Consider the following 19,200-nt stretch of genomic DNA (forward strand, 5'->3'; position numbering starts at 1 on the left):
AAGGACTACTCCCAGCAGACCCGACCGCCTCACACCACCGGAAGGACACCACCATGCTCCACAAGACTCTCAACAATGGCGTCGAGATGCCCATGCTCGGCTACGGCGTCTTCCAGACCCCGCCCGAGGAGACCGAACGCTGCGTGGCCGAGGCCCTCGATGTCGGCTACCGGCTCATCGACACCGCCCAGGCCTACGACAACGAGGAGGGCGTCGGTGCCGCCGTGCGCGCCAGCGGCATTCCCCGCGAGGAGGTCTTCATCACCTCCAAGATCTGGGTGGCCAACATGAACTACGAGCGGGCGGCCGCCTCCATCGACGAGTCGCTGCGCAAACTGGACACCGACTACATCGATCTGATGCTCCTGCACCAGGCGATGGGTGACTACCCCGGCGCCTACCGCGCCATGGAGGACGCCTACAAGGCCGGCAAGCTGCGCGCCATCGGGGTATCCAACTTCTACCCCGAGCGTCTCATCGACGTGGCCCTGCTCGCCGAGATCCCGCCTGCGGTCAACCAGATCGAGACCCACCCCTTCCGCCAGCAGGACGCGGCCCACGAGGTGATGGCCGAGTTCGGCGTCGCCCACGAGGCCTGGGCGCCCTTCGCCGAAGGCCAGAACAACGTTTTCACCAACCCGGTGCTCACCGGGATCGGTGAGAAGTACGGCAAGAGGCCCGGGCAGGTGATCCTGCGGGCGCTGATGCAGAAGGATGTCATCGTCATCCCCAAGACGACTCACCGCAACCGCATGGAGGAGAACTTCGACGTCTTCGATTTCGAGCTGAACTCCGAGGACCTGGCGGCCTTCTCCGCACTCGACGACGGCAGTCTGCCGCGCATCTTCGACCACTACGACCCCAAGGCGGTCACGTGGATGCTGCGTGACTACGTCAAGAACAACCAGCTGGGCGGCGGAACGCTGTACTGAAAGCGCCGCTTCGTCCATGCGATCCGTGCTGACGCGCAGGGAACTCGGTCTCGCGACGGGAGGCACCGTGGCGGCCGCCATCCTCGCGGCCGTCACGGGCTGCTCCCCGGCCTCGGGCACGCAGCTCCCTGAGAACCCGGGCCCACGCACAGCAGGAGGTGAGGGAGTCGTGAACGGTGACACGCTCATCGCCGATGTCATCAACAACCCGCTGCTGGAGGACTACGGCCGTTTCCTGTTCCCCATCACCTTCAACCCACCCCGGCCCGGTGACACCCTGGCCGACGTGGCCGGCCTGCTCCCCTGGTACTCCTTCGTCAACGTGAACACCACGGTTGACGTCGTGGGCGACCTGCTCGGGCGCCGCGAGAAGGGTGAGGTCGTCTTCCACGACATCTACACCGAGGCGGAGAAGTCGGCAGATCCGACCCTGAAGGACACCGGCTTGTTCGTCTTCCCGGCGCAGCGCACGGTGACGGGTGAGCGTCCGCACGTGGCCGTGTGCAGCGCGGGCGGTGGTTTCGCCTACGTGGGTTCCATCCACGACTCGATGCCGCACGCCCTGTGGCTCTCGCGCCACGGCTACACGGCCTTCACGCTGCAATACCGCCCGAGTCTTCGGAACGGTTGCGCGGACCTGGCCCGCGCCGTCTCCTTCATTCACTCCCGCGCCGATGAGTTCGGCGTGGACCTCGCCTGCTACTCGCTGTGGGGCGGCTCCGCGGGAGCGCGCCTGGCCGCCTCCCTCGGCTCCCACAGCCCCTCCCGGTTCGGGGGCGATGACGTGCCCGGTCCGGGCGCTGTCGTCATGCAGTACACGGGGCTCTCGGAGATCTCCGGGACGGAACCGCCGACCTACGCCTGTGTCGGCACTGCGGACGGGATCGCTCCCTGGCGCACCATGCAGGCGCGCATCGACGCCATCGCGGCTGCGGGGACACCGTCGGAGTTCCACGCCTACGACGGTCTGCCCCACGGCTTCGGGCTCGGCGTCGGAACCGCCGCCGAGGGTTGGATCGAGGATGCCACCGCTTTTTGGCAGGCGCGGATCGACGCCGCCGTTCCGTGACCCGGAACCGGCCGGCACGCAACAGAACTGTTAGGGAAACGGAGATGACAATCACGAGACGCACCTTCACCGCTGGCATCGGCGCCCTCTTCGTTAGCCACACCGTCAGCGGATGCACCGACCCGGCCACGGGTTCCGGCGACCCCGGCGCCTCGAACACCGGTCCTTCCGGTGTCCGGGAACTCGTCACCATGGACCAGCCGGACTTCACCGGGGTGGACCTCGGCCATGTCAGCCCCGACCCGGCCGGCGTCGAAGCAACGGTCGCGACGGCGACGGTGGATCCGTCCCGCCGCCAGTGTCTGTTCCTGTGGGAGGAGGGCAATGCGCCCACCACCACGGGGCCCGGCGGCGGTGGCCACGACCCGGCGGGCTTCCGCCCCACAGTGACGAGCGTGCCCGCCGCAGGGAACACCACCGTCAAGGGGGCTGTGCTCCTGTGCGCGGGCGGGGCTTTCGCCCTGCGCGGGGACAACTCGGACTGTTATCCGACGGCCGCACGGCTGTCCGCGCTCGGCTACCACTGTTTCGTCGTCGACTACCGCGTGCGGCCCCACACGCAGGCCGAGGCCGGCTGCGACCTGGCCCGCGCCACCCGGTTCGTACGCGCCCACGCCGCCGACTACAGCCTGCCCAGCGCGCAGCACATCGCGCTGGGCGGCTACTCCGCCGGCGGCATCCTGTGCGGCGAGACGATCCTGAACTGGTCCGGAGCCACATCCCCGACCGAACTCGACGCCGACTACACACCGGACGCGCTCGACGCCGTGAGCGCCGATGCCGCCGCGACCGCGATGATCTATTCCTTTTACGGCCGCCTGTCCGTGGCGGAACTCGATCCGAACCGCCTCACCGGAGCCGCTCCGACCTACTACTGCTACGGCACCAAGGACCCCTTTTACGACCAGTTCGAGGCGCAGGTGGATGTGCTGGCGAGATCCGGTGTCACGCTGAGAGCCCGTGTGCTCGACGGCTGGCCGCACGGTTTCGGCGCCGAGGGCGGATGGATCGAGGAGTACGACGCCTTCCTTCAGCAGGCCTTCCCAACCACCTAACCACCCCGCACACAGCACACAAGGAGCGCATGAACATCACGAACACCGCCTCTGCACACATCATCCCCACCCGCGCCCTGGCGAACGGCGTCGAGATGCCGGTCCTCGGATACGGCGTCTTCCAGACCCCGCCGGAGGAGACCCTGCGCTGCGTGCACGAAGCTCTCGAGGTCGGCTACCGGATGATCGATACCGCCCAGTCCTACGCCAACGAGGAGGAGGTCGGCGCCGGCCTGAGAGACTCCGGTCTGGCCCGGGAGGACGTCTTCCTGACGACGAAGATCGCCCCGGTCAACCTCACCCAGGAGCGGGCCGCCGCCTCCATCGACGAGTCCCTCCGCCTGCTTGGCACGGACTACATCGATCTGATGCTCCTGCACCAGCCGATCGCCGACTTCCCCGGCGCGTACCGCGCCCTGGAGGAGGCCTACCGAGCAGGCAAGCTGCGCGCTATCGGCGTGTCCAACTTCTACCCGGACCGTCTGGCGGACATTGCCCTGCTCACCGAGGTCCCGCCGATGGTCAACCAGGTGGAAACCCATCCCTTCCGCCAGAACGCCGAGGCGCATGAGTTCATGACCTCGCTCGGCGTGGTCCACGAGGCCTGGGCGCCCTTCGCCGAGGGCAAGAACGGCATCTTCACCAACCCGGTGCTGACCGCTATCGGCGCGAAACACGGGAAAACCGCCGGGCAGGTGACGCTGCGCGCCCTGATCCAGCAGGACGTCATCGTCATCCCGAAGTCGGTGCGCCGGGCCCGCATGGAGGAGAACCTCGACGTGTTCGACTTCTCCCTCGACGAGGAGGACATGGCCGCCTTCGCCGCCCTGGATGACGGCTCCTTCCCGCGCATTTTCGATCACCGCGACCCGAAGATGATCGCTTGGCTGGTCAACGAACGCATCCGCAAGGCCGACCCATCCGGCGCGGCCCTCTACTGACACACCAGCGGTTCCCCGCCCACCGGAGGGGGCGACAACGGACCGAAGCTTCGTGGGGAACAATCCCCTGCGCATACCCGAGGGAAACAACCATTTCTCGTTCCGCGTACCGGGAAGCCATGACGGTTCGAATGGGAACGAAGAACCAATGAGAGCACAGGCGGACTGATCCTTAAGCACCCTGCCCCGAAAGCATCCGGACCACCACGCACCAGGCGTCATCGCCGAAGACTTTGGGTAACGTCCCAGAGCAACCCCGGGATGGTTCAACTCCACGCGAAACACACGGAACGCCTACTCGTTGCTTCCACCACAAGCAGCGGCCCCCATGATCGCATCCGCCTCACGGAAGCGATCCAGACAGGCGATCACTTGCGAGGTCCACGGTACAACCAATCCTTGGCGCCCCACACGATCCGGATCCAACCAATTTGTATTACGTAATACACTGTTGTCATGGGTAAGCGGATGATTCAGGGACGCGAGGTCTCGGATGCTCAGGTTCAGGCATGGGCAGATGAGGCCGAAGCGGGCTATGACGTTGAGGAGTTGCAGAAGCGTTGGGGACGCCCACCACGGGCGGGAAGCGCCTCCCGGGTGGTGCCGACGCGATTCTCCGACGAAGAGCTGGCCGAGTTGATGGCGCGCGCCGAGCGTGAGGGCCTGGACCGCTCCGCTGCGATCCGGGCTGCCGTGCGCGAGTGGGCTCGCGCGTGATCGTCGCCCTGTCCGCACGTAAACACGGGATCAGCGACGAGGACGCGATCACTGCCGCGCGGTCAGCGCTGGCAGGCGGACCACTGGATGACGAGAACCCGCAGCGTGAATTGAGGATCGGCTGGATACGGCAGGCCGCCTCCTGGAAATCGTCGTGTTGCTGTGGGATGACGGTGAAGTCGAGATCATTCACGCGATGAAAGCCAGAGCCGCGTATCGACGACTCGTGTCCTGAATAAGCCCGCCAAAGGCCTCCACCCTGCAACTCTGCCATGAACCAGAATTGGCCCTGGAGCTCACGTGTCGAGGTGAGCCAACAGCGTCGGAATGAACTCCTGGTATCGGTGGAAGACACCACCGTGGCCGGCGTCGGGGTAGATGACCACGGTGCTGTTGGGAATGCGCTGGTGCATGTCCTCGGACAGCGAGGTCGGAACCATGCGGTCGTGGTCGCCATTGGCGATGAGGGTGGGGCGGAAGTCCATCGGGTGGCGCTTTCTACCGTGGCGACGTTGTTCTCAGGCATGAATTGTGACCTCTTCCGGGATGGTGGTGACGAGGACCTTGCCGCGGGCTCCCCCGGCCAGCAGCTGATCGAGTGCCTCGGAAGTGTCGTCGAAGGGCAGGACCCGATCGACAGCGGGTTTGATGACGCCGTCATCGACGAGCCGGGCAATGATGCGCAGCGCCTCACCATCGGGTTCGATGAACAGGAACCGGTAGCGCGCGCCGAGTTTACGGGCCCGGCGACGCAACCGGAGGCTGAGGGCGGACAGGGCGAGTTTGACCAGCGAACCGGCCCCGGCCTGGTCGGCCAGTGCCGGGTCGGGCGTTCCGGCGATACCGATCAGGATCCCGTCTCGGCGCAGCACCTCAAGCGACCGGAAGCTCACCTCACCCCCCTGGGTGTCGACGACGATGTCAACGGGTGTGTTGGTCAGCTTCTCGACGAAGTCGTCGTTGCGGTAGTCGATGATGATGTCCGCGCCGAGCTCCTTGACAGTTTCAGCGCTGGCCGCCGAAACCGTGGTGGCGACAGTGGCCCCCAGGTGTTTGGCGAGTTGAATGACGGCCGAGCCGACACCGCCGGCGCCGCCGTGGACCAGGACCGTCTGACCCGGCTGAAGGTGACCGATCGTCACGAGCGCCTGCCAGGCGGTCAGCGCGACAACCGGCAATGCAGCTGCTCGAGCCAGCGGAATGCCGCGAGGCGCGGGCGCCAAGGTCTCGGCGTCGACCGCGACGATCTCGGCCCAGGTTCCCATGCCGACCACGCCGGTGTAGCCGTAGACCTGATCCCCGACGGCGAACTCCGTGACCTGATCCCCGACGGCAACCACCTCGCCGGAAAGCTCCCCGCCCATCACCTTCGGCAGGTCGAGACGAAAAACGGCCTTGAACTCACCGACACGGGTGCGTTCATCGGCGTGATTGACACCGGAGGCGACCATCCTCACGAGCACTTGGCGCGGACCGGGTTCGGGGACGGGCATGTCGACGGCGCGCAGTGATTGACCGTATCTCTCCAGAACAAAGGCTTTCATGGCGTCCTTCCTGTGCCGCGAAACCCGGCAACTGGTTGCAATGTGTTATCAGTTGAAAACCAGAGTAGAGTAGGCGGTAACAAAATGCAACTACCAGCGAGGATGCCCGATGATTCCCCAGCCCCGCTCACACTGTCCGATCAATCGGAGCCTCGAAATGCTCGGCGACCGGTGGAGCCTGCTGATCCTGCGTGACATCGTCCTGCACGACCGACGCTCCTTCCGTGACCTGCTCACCGGCAGCGAGGAGCGCATCAGCGCCCCCGTGCTCTCACGTCGACTGACCGATCTCGTCGCAGCAGGCTTCCTCACCAAGGACGAAGTCACTCGTGGCAAGCAGGGCAGGTACTCGCTGACCGAACAAGGCATGGCGACAGTGCCGCTGCTGATCGAACTCGGACGGCTCGGCGCACGAATCGACCCGACGACCGCACACAACGCACCCGACCTGGGCTCCGACCACGATGGCTTCGCCGAGCGACTCTCCGCACTTCGCAAAGCCCACATCGGAACGTGACCGAAGCTTTGTTCACCGCCGCCGTCTCACCCACCCCGCCATGACCGTCGTCGGTCACACATCAGGACCACGTTTCTTCGCCCTCTTGAAGTCCTTTCTGCACTCGCTCGAGAGGGCGGTCTTGAGCACGTGCAGTTCCAGGTCATTGCGCAGGCCAGCGACGCCCCGATGGCGCTTTGCGGTTCCTGCGGCGATCGCCGCAAGGCCTCCTCGTGGGCGCTCCGCTATCCGGCCTGCGCGGAGCGGTAGTACATGACCGCCACCTGGGTGCGGTTGCGCAGGCCCAGTTTGGCCAGGATCGAGCTGATGTGGTTGCGCACCGTGCCCTCGCTCATGAACAGCCTCGCCGCCACTTCGGCGTTGTCCAGCCCCTCGGCGACGGCCTCGACCACCTCGTACTCGCGGTCGGTCAGGGCCGCGAAGACGGTGCCCCTCAGGGGTTTGTTTTGAGGACCGTCAGGTTCCGGCCGGGCGCTCAGCCGCATGGTGGCGCTGCGTTCGAGCACCTCCCCCTCCAGCACGCACACCCCGGCCATCACCGATCGCAGCGCCGGGGCGATCTGGGCGACGTCCTGTTTGATGAGGTAGCCGCGCGAACCCATCCTGAGGGCCCGCACGATGTACTCGTCGTCGGAGAAGGTGGTCAGGAAGACGATGCGCGCAGCCACGTCCCCGGCCAGGATCCGTTCGGCCGCGCTGAGCCCATCGCCGCCGGGCATCTGGATGTCCATGAGCAGGATGTCGGGTTTCAGCTCCCGGTACTTCTCGATTGCCTCAGGGCCCGAACGACCCAGGCCGACGACCTCGACATCAGCCTCGACCGACAGGATCGTGGACAGCGACTGGGCGACGAGCGCGTCGTCGTCGACGATGAGGACCTTCATGACTTTCCTTCTCTGCCTGCCGCATCCTTGGGAATCGTGGCGAAGACCGTGAACCGCGGTCGCGGGGTGATCCGCACCCTACCGCCCAGGGCCTCGACCCGCTCGGTCATGGAACGCAGACCCAGGCCTGCATTCTTGTCGCCGTCCAAGAGCGGTTCGTCCTCGGGCGGGACGATGCCGTCGTTGTCGACCGTGACCTGCCAGAAAGCGGGATAGTCGGTGACCGCCACCCGCGCGGAGGCGGCTCGGCCGTGGCGGGCGGCATTGGTGAGTGCCTCGCGCACCACTGCGACGACGCAGCGCGCCACCGCCGGTGGGGGTTCGGTCTGCATGGAGCAGTCGACGTCCACCTTAGCGATGCCGCAGCGCGAGCCCAGCAGATTGAGGGAGGTTGCCAGTTCCTCGCCCTCCTCGGACAGGGCGTGGACGGATCGGCGCATGGAGTCGAGGGCCTCGCCGAGGTCCGAATCCAAGGTGGCGAGATCGGCGACGACGCCCGGTTCGTCGCGGTGGGTGACCTGAAAGGCCTTGACCCGCAGCAGGAGGCGGGTGAGGACGTGCCCGACGCCGTCGTGGATCTCGCGGGCGATCCGGGTGCGCTCTGACAGGGCGGCGGCACGCAGTTCGTGGTCCTGGGCCTGCAGCAGCCGGGCGTTTGCGTCCTGCAGCGCGAGGACCTTCTCCCGCAGGTCGTCGCGCATCGCGTGCAGGCGCACTCGCGTGGTCTCCTCCTCGGTGGTGCGCAGCGCCAGAAGGGCTGCGAGCGCGCAGATCACCGGGACGAGCGCCAGCACCGGCGTTCCCGGCACCCGCCCGGCCACGAACACCAGGAACGGTGCGCAGCCGATCGCAGCCACCACCCGCTGCCGCCGGGTCCCGAGGGCTGCGATGCGCGCCAGGTCGTGGACGGCCAGCGGCGCCCCCGCTACCGACGCCGTCGCGAGGGTTCCGAGCAGGAGGTAGCCGGCCGGAACGGCAACGACCCAGCGCCACCGGTCAGTAGCCATGCTCAATCCGCTCGTGGCCACGGCCAGGAGCAGCCAGATCACGGCGACCGCGTCCACCTCACCGGCGAGCAGGGCCAGCAGGACGCAGCCGCACAGGATCACGCCTTTGTCGACCAAGACCTTCACGCCCCGATTATCGGCGATCACCAGCACTCCCGGGCCCGGCGCTCCAGCCCGCACTCCTGTTTCCGGCGCCCGTGACAAAGCTCATGACAGATGTCATGGCTGCCCGCTCAGCTCATGACAGCAAGCACTTCTGCCGCGACCGGCGCGGCGGAAGCATGGGAGCCATGAGCCGGATGCACCGGCGGGAACCGAGGAGCTGAGATGGAACTCAAGGGGAGCATCCGGGACGCGGATCACGCCGTGGAGGTGGAGTCCCTGGTCAAACGCTATGGGGAACTCGTCGCGGTGGACGGCCTGTCCCTGAGAATTCCGCGCGGCCAGGTACTGGGGCTGCTCGGCCCCAACGGCTCGGGCAAGACGACGACGATCAGCTGCCTCCTCCAACTGCTCACCTACGACAAGGGGTCGATCCGGGTTTTCGGCCAGCCCATGACGCCCACCGCCTACGGACTCAAACGCCGCATCGGTGTGGTGCCCCAGGATGTCGCGGTTTTCGACGAGCTCACCGTGGCGGAGAACGTCAACGCCTTCTGTGCCCTGTACGTGCACGACCGCGCCACCCGCCGCCGCCTGGTCGACGAGGCGATCGCCTTCGTGGGCCTGGAGAAGTTCGTGAAATTCAAGCCCAAGAAACTCTCCGGCGGTCTGCTGCGCCGCCTCAACATCGCCTGCGGGATCGCCCACGGCCCCGACCTCATCATCCTGGACGAGCCCACGGTCGCCGTCGACCCGCAGAGCCGCAATGCGATCCTCGACGGCATCAAACACCTCAACGAGCAGGGCGCCACCATCATCTACACGAGCCACTACATGGAGGAGGTGGAGCAGCTGTGCCACCGGATCGTCATCATGGACCGCGGCAGGCAGGTCGCCTCCGGCACCTCCGACGAACTCAAGGCCATGATCGGCACCGGTGAGCGCATCCGGGTGGAGATCGCGGACCCGGTCCCGCTGGGTGAGGAGGCCCTTGAGGGTCTGCGCCGCCTGGAGCACGTGCGCACCGCCACCTACCAGGAACCGGAGGTCCTCGTCGAGTGCTCTCCCGGGGCACACAACCTCTCCGATGTCATGGGGGCGCTGGCCGCGGCGGGAGCCACCTGCGGCCGGGTGACCTCCGAGCCCCCGACCCTCAACGATGTCTTCCTGGAGATCACCGGGCGGGCCCTGCGGGACGAGGCGGCCTGAGATGCTGGCCGTTTTCTCCCACCAGGTGCTCAGGCTCCTGCGCGACAAGGCCCTGATCGTGTGGACGCTCGGTTTCCCGATCGTTTTGTCCGTCATCTTCATGGTGCAGTTCTCCAACCTGGAGGAGTCCTACGAGGCCAGCCCCATGAGCTTCGGCGTCGTCCAGGACGAGGCCTACCGGGCGGCCCCCGGCCTGGACGCCCTCGTGGAACGGATCTCCGCCGACGACGCCGACCCCCACCTCATCACCAGGGTCACCCACTCCACCGCATCCGAGGCCGAGGCCGCCGCGAAACGCGGGGACACCAACGGCTACCTCGCCGTCGAGAACGGCGAACCCGTGCTGCACGTGACCCAGAAGGGTGACGTGCAGGAGTCCCTGCGGGTTCTGCGGGTGGTCATGGACTCCTACACCCAGACCCGGGCCGAACACGAGGCCCTCATCGAGGCCGGAACACCACCTGGGCAGGTGATGTCCCTTCAGGCCGGGCACGGTTTCACCCAGCCGGTCTCGGTGACGCCGGCTCCCGTCAAACCCGCGACCCGCTACTACTTCGCGCTGCTGGCCTTCGCCAGCGGCATGGGCATGACCGTCGCGATGATCGCCGTGCAGGGCATCGTGGCCAACTCACCCCTGGGAGCACGGCAAACCATGGCAGGCCTGCCGCGGTGGAAGGTGCTGACGGCCACGCTCGCGGCCTCGTGGGCGTGTGTCCTGGCCTGCCTGCTCATCGCCTTCGCCTTCATCGCGACGGTGGTGGGGGTGGACTTCGGACCGCACCTGCCGCTGTGCCTGGTGGCGATCGGAGTGGCCAGCCTCATGTCGAGCGCGGCGGGTGCCGTGCTGGGAACGTTCGGGAAGCTGGGGGTCGGGATGGTCTCCGCGATCACCTGCCTGCTGTCGCTGTTCACCGGCCTGTACGGCACCGGGGCACAGGCCCTGGCCGACTCCGTCGAACGCAGTGCCCCGCTGCTGGCGCAACTCAACCCCCTGTGGCAGGCCTCCCGCTGCTTCTACGGACTGCTCTACTACGACTCCCTGGCGCCCTTCGCCCGCAGCTGCGCGGCCCTGCTGGGCATGACCTGCCTGTTCCTCACCATCGCCCTGATCCGTGCCAGGAGGATGAACCATGAGCACCTTTAAGACCTCGTTGAAAGTGGTGGCGGCCCATCGGGTCTACATCCTGGTCTATCTGGTGGCGCTGTCCCTGCTCGGCCTGCTCGCCGGAGCAACCCAGACCGGGAGTTCCTCCGACCAGGTTAGACAGGCCACTGCGAGTGTCGCCGTCATCGACCGCGACGGCTCCACGATCTCCCGCGGAGTCAAGGACTACGTCGAGTCCGTCGGCGAGGCGAGGCCACTGGAGGACTCCAGGCAGGCTTTCCAGGACGCCACCGCGCAGAACCGCATCAACTACATCCTCATCATCCCCGCCGGCTACGGGCAGCGGCTCCAGGAGGCCATCCGCCAGGGCACCGAACCGCCCCGGATGGACACGGTCATCGGATACGAATCGGCCGCGGGGTCGCTGATGAACGTGCGCACCGACTCCTACCTGGGGCAGGTCGCCGACTATCTCTCGACGCTCACCGACGACCCGGCCCGGGCCGTCTCCCTGGCCAGGGACACGATGAACCACTCCGCCCCGGCCGAGCGGGTCGCCCAGGACGCGACGCCCCTGTCGTACGGCCTCACCGTCTACGCCAAGTTCTCCATCTACCCGATCATGGCCTTCGCGGTCGTGACGATCTCGACGCTCATGGCGTCGCTGGGGCGCCGGGCAGTGCGTTCCCGTCTCACCGCGGCACCGGTGAGCAGCAGGTCCCGCAGCCTCGGGGTCATGGGAGCCTGCCTCGTCATCGGCCTGGTCGGGTGGCTGTGGATCTTCGGACTGGCCGTCGCAGCCTTCGGGACCGGTGCAGTGACGACGTCGGCGCCGCTGCTGGGGGTCGTCGGGGCGGCCCTGGGTGCCTACATGCTCGTGGCGGTCTCGCTCGGATTCCTCGTGGGGCAGATCGGCCTGGGCCAGAACGCGGCCAACGCGGTCGCCAACATCGGCGGCATGGCGCTGTCCTTCCTGGCCGGCTCCTGGGTTTCCATCGAGTGGATGCCCGACGCCGTCGTCCAGGCCGCCAGGCTCACGCCCGGCTACTGGGCGGCCCAGGCGATCTCAGGGGCTTTCACCGCCACCTCGTTGTCCGCCGAAGCCATCGGCCCCCTGCTCGCCGACTGCGGGATCTGCGCCCTGTTCGCCGTCGCGATCTTCGCCGTCGCCATGGCGGTGGGCCGCACCCGGGCGCGGTCATCGCTGTGAGGGGTCCTCATGCCCGGCGATAGCGGGGTTTCTACGACGCTTCGTGAAAATGTGGACCACAACTCCAGATTTTCACACTACGACGAGGAGGAAAACACGAACGCGGGCCGGCATTGATCACCGCCACTGGCGGTAAAATATGGCGGTAATCGTCTTCACGCCCCGGACGCGACGACATCGATACCTGAGGGGACGATCGCATGGTCTACGAGCCGCCGCTGAACCGCACCTCCGAGATTGACGGGTTGTGCATGGAGATCGCCGAACTCGTCGGGGCGCTCGGCCCCGCGTCGACCCTCGGTACGAACCCCGTGCTGCACCGCGAGCTGCGCATCACCACCATTCACGCCTCCCTCATGATCGAGGGGAACACGCTCTCACGCGAGGCCGTCACGGCCATCCTCGACGGCAAGCGCGTCCTCGGTCCCGCTGATCAGATCCTCGAGGTGACCAACGCTCGTCGCGCCTACCAGCTCATGGATGACCTGGACCCCCTCTCCCCGGACGATCTCCTGCGCGTCCACGGCGTCATGATGCGCGGGCTCATCGGCGACGCCGGACGGTACCGCTCCGGGAACGCGGGGGTTTTCGAGGGGAGCAGGCTCATACATGCGGGCACACCGGCCCGATACGTCCCCGAGGTCATGTCGGATCTGTTCGGCTGGATGGCCTCGACCGATCTCCACCCGCTGCTGGTCTCCTGCGTCTTCCACTACGAATTCGAGTTCATCCACCCCTTCTCGGACGGAAACGGGCGGACGGGACGCCTGTGGCACACACTGTTGCTGTCGCGGTGGCGGCCGGCGCTGGCGTGGCTGCCGGTCGAAAGCGTGATCCGGGACCGCCAGGAGAGCTACTACAGAGCCATCGCCCGCTCGAACGCGCAGGGCTCGGGTGAGGCCTTCGTAACCTTCATGCTCACGGTCATCCGTGACGCGCTCACTCCCTATACGACGACTCACTCGATTCGGGACCGCCGAGAACGTGCGCTGTCGTTCCTCGGCGCCAACCCGGATGCGACCATCGCGACGCTGGCCGAGCACCTGGGATGCTCGCGCAGGACGGCGGAGCGCCTGGTCGCCGGGCTGCGTCGGTCGGGACATTTGGCCCGGCACGGCAGCGCCCGGGCGGGAACATGGCGGATCATCGGCGACGCAGGCCCCACGTGAATGCCGGTCGGGGTCGCAGGGCCCGAAACGGGAAGGGCACGGCACCATCCGGATCCGTGAAACGCGGCAGATAGTCGTCGAGCCGCCCTTCCTCCCGTTTCTCTCGCCAGCAGCCGCCCCAACCCGGCAGTTGGCGCCAATGCAACCGTCCATATGGCGTCATTTCAACCATGCAAATGGCGTCATGTCGTCCGGGTGTTTGGCGGCTCTTCGTCGCCTGGGGGGGCATCCGGTCCGTGCTCCCCCAGGGCGCAGTCGCTGCGGCCTGAATCCCGCTCGGCGCCCAGCTCCCGTTCCGGGGGTGCCGCGCAACCGGGTTCCTGATCAGGGCACAGGAGCGTCCCGGACCCGGTTACACCCCCACTGCCCTTACCACGCGGCTGCGGAACTGGTCGGCGGTCAGGCGCCGGCGGGTTGCGATCGCCAGGTACGACAACCCGACGGCGATCGCCCCGAACAGCAGGGCCGCCCCGCCGAGCGCCACCAGGCCCGACCCGCTGGCCAGGAAGGTACGCACCAGCAGCAAACCGTTGTGCAGCGGCGAGATTCCCGCGACCCCCTGGACCCAGCCCGGTGTGGTGGAGGTCAGCCCGAGGGCGACGGTGATCACCAGGGCCAGCACCGAGATCCCGCGGCCCACGTTGCCGAACCAGCCGGTCAGGGCGTGGTTGACGACGGCGAAACTCACCCCGACCATCGCCAGCAGGGCGGCCGCGCCGATGGTGCGTCCCGGCGTCAGTTCGAGTGCCATGCCGACCGTGACGCCGAGCAGCAGGCCCTGGACCGCTCCGAGCGCGGCCGGGGGCCAGAGGGTGCGCAGCCACAGGGTCGCGCTGGTGCGGGAGGACGCGATCAGGTCGGAGGGAACGGGACGCGCGAAGCTCCACGACAGCAGCGACCCGAGCCACAGGGCCGCCACCGCGAGCAGCGCGGCCAGCGGCACCATCATCGCCTCGTAGACCTTCCCGTCCTTCAGCACGGGCGAGGCGACCACCTGCGACAACGTGTCGCGGTCGGAATCGCTGTAGCTGGGCAGCTTGTCCCCGGCCTCGGAGAGCTTGTCGTGGAAGGTCCCGAGCCCCTGCGACAGTTCCCGCGACCCCGCGCCGAGCCGCAGCAGCCCCGCGGCGAGCTGGGTTGCCCCGTCGGCGGCCTGGCCGACGCCGGTCACGTACCTGCCGGTGCCGTCGGCCAGCTGCCCGGCCCCGGAGGAGAGCTGCCCCACCCCCGAGGAGAGCTGCCCGGCCCCGTCGGCCAGCTTCGACGATCCGCTGGCGAGTTGATTCGCCCCCTCGGCCAGGCGGGCCGTCGCGGCCGGCAACGCGGAGGTCTGGTTCCGCAGCTGCCGCAAACCGCCCAGCAGCTGGGTTGCGCCGGTGCCGAGCTGTTCGGCGTTGGTGCGCAGCGGCTCGGCCTTGGTGAGGATGGTGTCGGCGCCCTCGCGGAGTTTCGTGACCCCGCCGGTCAGTTTCTGCGCCTGCTCGGTGATCTTCGACGGCAGCTGCTCCAGGGCGGTCAGGGGATCGGTTCCAGCGGGCACGATCTTGGCCATCGCGTCGCGCAGCTTGATGGCCGACTCGGTCATTCCCAATCCCATCCGCGAGAACCCGCGGGCGGTTTCCAGCAGGGTCTTTCCGGTCTTCGGGTCGGTTTGCTGCAGCACCCCGAGGGCTGCTTTCGCCCCCTGCTGGAAACCCTTGGTCAGGGCATCCCCGACCCCCTGCTGGTAGGCCTCTCGGAGCAGCTTGCAGGTTTCGGCGTCCTCGATCGGGCACTTCCAGTTCGCGACCAGCCGCTGGGCGAACTCCTTCAGTTCCGAAGGCGGCGGGGTCTCACCGGAGGCGTAACCGGCCAGGGTGGAGTCGAGCTTGTTCAGCTGTGCGTCGAAGGCCGCGAGTTTGGAACGCACCTCCTCGATGGTGATGTCGCTCGCCCCCGGGAAGTACTGTTTGAGGGCCTGCTGGGCCTCGCGCAGCGCCGGGACGAGCTGTCCGAGGGCCGCCTGGGCCTCCTTCATGGCCTCCGGGTCGAGCTGGGAGTTCAGGCTGGATTCGAGCTGTGCCAAGCCGTTTCGCAGTTCACCCACCCCGTCGAGGACACCGACGGTGCCCGAGGTGTATCCGGGAACCCCCTCCAGCAGTGGCGTGGCCCCGTCGGTGAGCTGGTTGACCCCGTCCGCGAGCCGCGGCGCCTGGGCGTTCAGCTGTGCGATGCCCCCCGCGAAGCTCCGGGTGCCGTTCGCGAGGTTCCCTGCCCCGCCCGCCAGGGTTCCCGCTGCGCCGCTGAGTTTCTGCGACCCCTCGGCCAGGGTGTTCGCGGCGCTGCCGAGTTTCTGCCCCTGGGTGGACAGCTCACCAAGCCCGTCGGCGAGCTTCCCGGAGTTCTCGGCGGCGGTGGTTGCGCCGTCGGCGAGCTGGGAGCCGGCCTCATTGAGTTTGCCCGCCCCGTCGACGACCTGCTTGAACTGCTCCCCCACCTTGTTGAAACCGATGTAGATGTTCTCCAGGTAGGCCTTGGTGAGGGTGGCGTTGATGGTGTCGGTGGCCAGGCCCGCGATGTCGTGTGCAAGGGCCGCGTCGGCGAAGGGCGCGTTCTTGGAAACCACGACGTCTATGGTGGCCTGTTTCGCGATGGCGGCGTCGTTGCTGCTGAAGGAGGTGGCGGCCTCGGAGAACCCCTCGGGGATGGTGACCACGGCGGAGTAGCGGCCGTCTTTCAACCCGGCCTCGGCGTCCTCGGCATCGGCGATGGTCCACGAGATGTTGGTTCCCTCCCGGGCCACCATCTCGGAGGCCAACTGCCGCCCCAGCGGCACGATCTGGCCGTTGACGGTCACCGCCTTGTCGTGGTTGACCACGGCGGCTTGGATTCCCTGGTTGTTGCTGCCGCGCACCAGCCCCAGCAGGGCGCCGACCGCGAGCAGCGGCACCAGGGCCAGCACGACGAGCCCCGGCCAACCGAGGCGATGTCCGGAATGAATGCTTTCAGGTCTCATCGGATGCTCCTGACGGGCTGGTCGACGACGAACACGCCGTCGACGGGAAGGGCTTCGAGGATCGATTCGCTGCTGGCGCACAGCACCAGCGCCGAGGTTCCATCGCCGCGGAACCGGTCGATCAGACCGGCCAGGCGTTCGTCACCGACATCGATGGTCTCCACCGAGTCGACGAAGACGACGCTGCCCGGGATGGGGCGCAGCGAGGACAGGGCGGTGGGGTCGTTGGTGAGGTCGGCGTAGCGGGTGCGGCGGTGCACGGCGGTGGCGGCTCCGGGCAGCAGCTCCCCCGCCACCCGGGCGCGCCCCGAGGTGATGCCGAGCCTGCCCGAAAGCGCCAGCGCCAACCCGGTCCTGGACGAGACGGGGCCCGCGACGCCGATCACGTTCCCGGCCTCCAGCACCAGGCTGGTGGGCGGCAGCAGTCCCTCGACCGCGACCTCCTCGGCGTAGAGCAGGTGGTCGCCGCCGGGCCACCGGGCCAGTTTCAGTTTCTCCGTGAGGACCTCGCCCTCGACATCGAAGGTGGGCAGCGCCTTGTCCAGCCAGCGCGGCAGCCACCAGGCCCGCTTCCCGAGCAGCGCCATCACCGCCGGCACCAGCGTCATGCGCACGCAGAAGGCGTCGATCGCCACCCCGACGGCGAGAGCGAAGGCGATCTGTTTGATGGAGCTGATGCCCTCCGGGACGAAGAACGCGAACACCGAGAACATGATCACGGCGGCGGCCACCACCACCGGCCCGGATGCGGCCATGCCGTCACGGATCGCGTCGACGGGTTTCTTGCCGTGCACGTACTCCTCGCGGATCCGGGAGACGAGGAACACCTCGTAGTCCATGGCCAGGCCGAACAGGATTCCCATCAGCAGGATTGGCAGGAAGGAGATCACGGGCATCCCGCGTTCCAGGTTCACCATTTCCTTCAGGTAGCCGTCGTTGAACACGAGTTTGGTGGCCCCGAAAGCGGCCCCGACCGACAGCAGGAAACCGAGGGTGGCCTTTACGGGCACCCACACCGACCGGAACACCGCGGCCAGCAGCACCAGCGACAACCCGACCACGAGTATCCCGAACGGCAGCAGCGCCCCCACGAGACGGGAGTTGACGTCGATCTGCATGGCGGTCATGCCCGTTACGGCGGTCTCGACGCCGTAGCGTTCCAGCCACTGGTCGTGCCGGTCGCGCAGGGTCTGGACGAGGTCTGCGGTGGCGGGGTCGTCGGAACCGGTGGTGGGCACCACCTGGAGCATCGCGACCTCCGCATTCTGGTTGGGGGTGGCCAGCGGCACCGCGGCGACACCGTCGATCGCCTCCACCTCCTCCTTGAGGTCGGCCACCAGTTTCAGCGGATCCTTGCTGGAGATGACGTCGGCGGTCAGCACCAGCGGGCCGTTGCGCCCCACCCCGAAGTGCTGCGAGATCAGGTCGTAGGTGACACGATCCGGAGCGCCCGCGGCGTGCTGCCCGGAGTTCGGCAGAGCGGTGCGCAAACCCAGGCCCGGGATCGTCAGCGCCCCGAGACCGGCCACCACGACCAGCAGCACCACGACGGGATGCCCGGTGGTGACGCGACCCCACCACGCGAACACGCCACCCCTGTGGGTTCCAGGGCGCCGGGGCCTCCTCGGCCGGGGCCGCAGCCGCTCCCCCAGCAGCCCCATCAGCGCGGGCAGCATCGTCAGCGCGATGAACACCGCCAGCACGATGGCCAGGGCAGCGAACGCACCCATCACGGTGAGGAACGGGATCCCCGAGACCCCGAGCCCGAGAAGGGCGATGAACACCGTCAGCCCGGCGAACACCACCGCCGAACCGGCGGTCCCGACGGCGCGGGCCGTCGATTCCTCCGCCGTCATGCCCTCGCCCAGCTGGTTGCGGTGGCGGGAGAGGATGAACAGGGCGTAGTCGATGCCGACCGCGAGCCCCAGCATCACCGCCAGCATCGGGGTGGTGGAGTTGATGCTGGCCAGGCGGGCGATGAGCAGCATGACGGCCATGGTCACCCCCACCCCCGTGACCGCGGTCAGCAGCGGCAGCCCCGAGGCCACCAGGGAACCGAGCACCAGCGCCAGCACCACCAGTGCGACCCCCAGGCCCGCGATCTCCGTGACGCTCATACTCGGCAGTTCGATGTTGAAGGCCTGGCCCCCCATGTCGAGGGTGGCGCCCTGCGGCAGCCGCTGGGACATGCGTTCGGCGACGGCGGTGAGTTGCGCGAGCTGCTCGTTGCTCGGGGCGCCCTTGACATCGATCAGGACCGTGACGATGGCGGCCCGGCCGTCGTCGGAGACCATTCCCGAGATCCGCTCGTCCCAAGGGGAGGTGGCCGAGTCCACGAAATCGATCGCATCCAGCTCGGTGACGGTGTCCTCGATGACGCCGCGGAAGTCGTCGACCCGGCCGCCCTCCGGGGCCACGAAGATCGCGGTGGCCTGGGTCATGGCGCCCTGCGGGAAGGTCATGTGCAGCTTGTCGAGGGCCACCTGGGAGGAGGAGCCGGGAATCTTGAACACGTCCGCGAAACTGCCCCGGAAGGCCAGGGCCGCACCACCCACGGCCAGGACGACGACCAGCCATGCGGCGAGAACCAGTTTCGCGTGTCTGAAACAGCAGCGACCGAGGGCGTAGAGCTGAGCGGACATCTTCCCCACTTCGATACAGTCATGAATCCTGACACAGAATACAAGACTGTATCGAGACTTCAAGCCCGGTGCCCCCGCCCGGGCCGGGGCACGAAACCACTA

16 protein-coding genes are annotated in these 19,200 nt (G+C 67.6%); 10 read left to right on the forward strand and 6 right to left on the reverse strand.

What is annotated here, in order from left to right:
• The first annotated feature begins 53 nt into the window (after nt 1–53).
• The 5 genes from ACO6D6_RS12440 to ACO6D6_RS12460 all read left to right on the forward strand — a co-directional run bounded on the left by ACO6D6_RS12440 (nt 54) and on the right by ACO6D6_RS12460 (nt 4,714).
• Nucleotides 54–932: an aldo/keto reductase gene (locus ACO6D6_RS12440; RefSeq protein WP_484785566.1), complete on the forward strand. Its 879-nt coding sequence runs from the start codon at nt 54–56 to the stop codon at nt 930–932.
• A 16-nt stretch (nt 933–948) separates the two neighbouring features.
• On the forward strand, nt 949–2,001 hold the full coding sequence (locus tag ACO6D6_RS12445) for an alpha/beta hydrolase (RefSeq protein ID WP_484785567.1): 1,053 nt from the start codon (nt 949–951) through the stop codon (nt 1,999–2,001).
• A 44-nt stretch (nt 2,002–2,045) separates the two neighbouring features.
• Nucleotides 2,046–3,056 (forward strand): alpha/beta hydrolase, encoded by a 1,011-nt coding sequence (locus ACO6D6_RS12450; protein WP_484785568.1) that lies wholly within the window; start codon nt 2,046–2,048, stop codon nt 3,054–3,056.
• A gap of 29 nt (nt 3,057–3,085) precedes the next feature.
• A complete protein-coding gene (locus ACO6D6_RS12455) occupies nt 3,086–3,997 on the forward strand; it encodes an aldo/keto reductase (protein WP_484785569.1) in 912 nt (303 codons plus the stop codon).
• Between the two features lie 456 nt (nt 3,998–4,453).
• On the forward strand, nt 4,454–4,714 hold the full coding sequence (locus tag ACO6D6_RS12460) for a ribbon-helix-helix protein, CopG family (protein WP_041696659.1): 261 nt from the start codon (nt 4,454–4,456) through the stop codon (nt 4,712–4,714).
• A 296-nt stretch (nt 4,715–5,010) separates the two neighbouring features.
• On the opposite strand, the gene ACO6D6_RS12465 is transcribed toward ACO6D6_RS12460, so the two are convergent.
• Together ACO6D6_RS12465 and ACO6D6_RS12470 are read right to left on the reverse strand one after the other, a co-directional pair.
• A complete protein-coding gene (locus ACO6D6_RS12465) occupies nt 5,011–5,199 on the reverse strand; it encodes an alpha/beta fold hydrolase (RefSeq protein WP_484785570.1) in 189 nt (62 codons plus the stop codon).
• A 33-nt stretch (nt 5,200–5,232) separates the two neighbouring features.
• Nucleotides 5,233–6,258, reverse strand: a complete 1,026-nt coding sequence (locus ACO6D6_RS12470; protein ID WP_484785571.1) for an NADP-dependent oxidoreductase — start codon at nt 6,256–6,258, stop codon at nt 5,233–5,235.
• Nucleotides 6,259–6,367: 109 nt separating this feature from the next.
• Between ACO6D6_RS12470 and ACO6D6_RS12475 the strand changes: the two genes are divergently transcribed.
• A complete protein-coding gene (locus tag ACO6D6_RS12475; RefSeq protein ID WP_014847424.1) occupies nt 6,368–6,775 on the forward strand; it encodes a winged helix-turn-helix transcriptional regulator in 408 nt (135 codons plus the stop codon).
• A 224-nt stretch (nt 6,776–6,999) separates the two neighbouring features.
• On the opposite strand, the gene ACO6D6_RS12480 is transcribed toward ACO6D6_RS12475, so the two are convergent.
• Entirely contained in the window at nt 7,000–7,659 is a 660-nt protein-coding gene (locus tag ACO6D6_RS12480; protein ID WP_484785572.1) for a response regulator, read from the reverse strand.
• Nucleotides 7,656–8,813 (reverse strand): sensor histidine kinase, encoded by a 1,158-nt coding sequence (locus ACO6D6_RS12485; protein ID WP_484785573.1) that lies wholly within the window; start codon nt 8,811–8,813, stop codon nt 7,656–7,658. The genes ACO6D6_RS12480 and ACO6D6_RS12485 overlap by 4 nt, the downstream gene beginning before the upstream one ends.
• Nucleotides 8,814–8,993: 180 nt before the next feature.
• On the opposite strand from ACO6D6_RS12485, the gene ACO6D6_RS12490 reads away from it, so the two are divergent.
• From ACO6D6_RS12490 to ACO6D6_RS12505, 4 genes are all read left to right on the forward strand, one after another.
• Nucleotides 8,994–9,977 (forward strand): ABC transporter ATP-binding protein, encoded by a 984-nt coding sequence (locus tag ACO6D6_RS12490; RefSeq protein WP_484785574.1) that lies wholly within the window; start codon nt 8,994–8,996, stop codon nt 9,975–9,977.
• A gap of 1 nt (nt 9,978) precedes the next feature.
• Nucleotides 9,979–11,121, forward strand: coding sequence for an ABC transporter permease (locus ACO6D6_RS12495; protein ID WP_484785575.1), 1,143 nt, complete (start codon nt 9,979–9,981; stop codon nt 11,119–11,121).
• On the forward strand, nt 11,108–12,292 hold the full coding sequence (locus tag ACO6D6_RS12500) for an ABC transporter permease (RefSeq protein ID WP_484785576.1): 1,185 nt from the start codon (nt 11,108–11,110) through the stop codon (nt 12,290–12,292). The genes ACO6D6_RS12495 and ACO6D6_RS12500 overlap by 14 nt, the downstream gene beginning before the upstream one ends.
• Before the next feature lie 200 nt (nt 12,293–12,492).
• Nucleotides 12,493–13,461 carry a Fic family protein gene (locus ACO6D6_RS12505; protein ID WP_484785577.1) on the forward strand — a complete coding sequence of 323 codons (969 nt, stop codon included), beginning with the start codon at nt 12,493–12,495 and terminating at the stop codon, nt 13,459–13,461.
• Between the two features lie 352 nt (nt 13,462–13,813).
• On the opposite strand, the gene ACO6D6_RS12510 is transcribed toward ACO6D6_RS12505, so the two are convergent.
• The gene (locus ACO6D6_RS12510) at nt 13,814–16,456 is read right to left on the reverse strand and encodes an ABC transporter permease (RefSeq protein WP_484785578.1); all 2,643 of its coding nucleotides are present in this window, start codon (nt 16,454–16,456) and stop codon (nt 13,814–13,816) included.
• Nucleotides 16,453–19,098, reverse strand: coding sequence for an MMPL family transporter (locus ACO6D6_RS12515; protein WP_484785579.1), 2,646 nt, complete (start codon nt 19,096–19,098; stop codon nt 16,453–16,455). The genes ACO6D6_RS12510 and ACO6D6_RS12515 overlap by 4 nt, the downstream gene beginning before the upstream one ends.
• Nucleotides 19,099–19,200 lie beyond the last annotated feature (102 nt).

It is taken from the genome of Arachnia sp., from assembly GCF_057238465.1.

Excerpts from the sequence above, each read along its gene's own strand:
- ACO6D6_RS12445 (WP_484785567.1), top strand. The coding sequence starts at position 949 with ATGCGATCCGTGCTGACGCGCAGGGAACTCGGTCTCGCGACGGGAGGC.
- ACO6D6_RS12500 (WP_484785576.1), top strand. The coding sequence starts at position 11,108 with ATGAGCACCTTTAAGACCTCGTTGAAAGTGGTGGCGGCCCATCGGGTC.
- ACO6D6_RS12510 (WP_484785578.1), bottom strand. The coding sequence starts at position 16,456 with ATGAGACCTGAAAGCATTCATTCCGGACATCGCCTCGGTTGGCCGGGG.
- ACO6D6_RS12505 (WP_484785577.1), top strand. The coding sequence starts at position 12,493 with ATGGTCTACGAGCCGCCGCTGAACCGCACCTCCGAGATTGACGGGTTG.
- ACO6D6_RS12465 (WP_484785570.1), bottom strand. The coding sequence starts at position 5,199 with ATGGACTTCCGCCCCACCCTCATCGCCAATGGCGACCACGACCGCATG.
- ACO6D6_RS12455 (WP_484785569.1), top strand. The coding sequence starts at position 3,086 with ATGAACATCACGAACACCGCCTCTGCACACATCATCCCCACCCGCGCC.
- ACO6D6_RS12440 (WP_484785566.1), top strand. The coding sequence starts at position 54 with ATGCTCCACAAGACTCTCAACAATGGCGTCGAGATGCCCATGCTCGGC.
- ACO6D6_RS12495 (WP_484785575.1), top strand. The coding sequence starts at position 9,979 with ATGCTGGCCGTTTTCTCCCACCAGGTGCTCAGGCTCCTGCGCGACAAG.
- ACO6D6_RS12475 (WP_014847424.1), top strand. The coding sequence starts at position 6,368 with ATGATTCCCCAGCCCCGCTCACACTGTCCGATCAATCGGAGCCTCGAA.
- ACO6D6_RS12470 (WP_484785571.1), bottom strand. The coding sequence starts at position 6,258 with ATGAAAGCCTTTGTTCTGGAGAGATACGGTCAATCACTGCGCGCCGTC.
- ACO6D6_RS12450 (WP_484785568.1), top strand. The coding sequence starts at position 2,046 with ATGACAATCACGAGACGCACCTTCACCGCTGGCATCGGCGCCCTCTTC.
- ACO6D6_RS12480 (WP_484785572.1), bottom strand. The coding sequence starts at position 7,659 with ATGAAGGTCCTCATCGTCGACGACGACGCGCTCGTCGCCCAGTCGCTG.
- ACO6D6_RS12515 (WP_484785579.1), bottom strand. The coding sequence starts at position 19,098 with ATGTCCGCTCAGCTCTACGCCCTCGGTCGCTGCTGTTTCAGACACGCG.
- ACO6D6_RS12460 (WP_041696659.1), top strand. The coding sequence starts at position 4,454 with ATGGGTAAGCGGATGATTCAGGGACGCGAGGTCTCGGATGCTCAGGTT.
- ACO6D6_RS12490 (WP_484785574.1), top strand. The coding sequence starts at position 8,994 with ATGGAACTCAAGGGGAGCATCCGGGACGCGGATCACGCCGTGGAGGTG.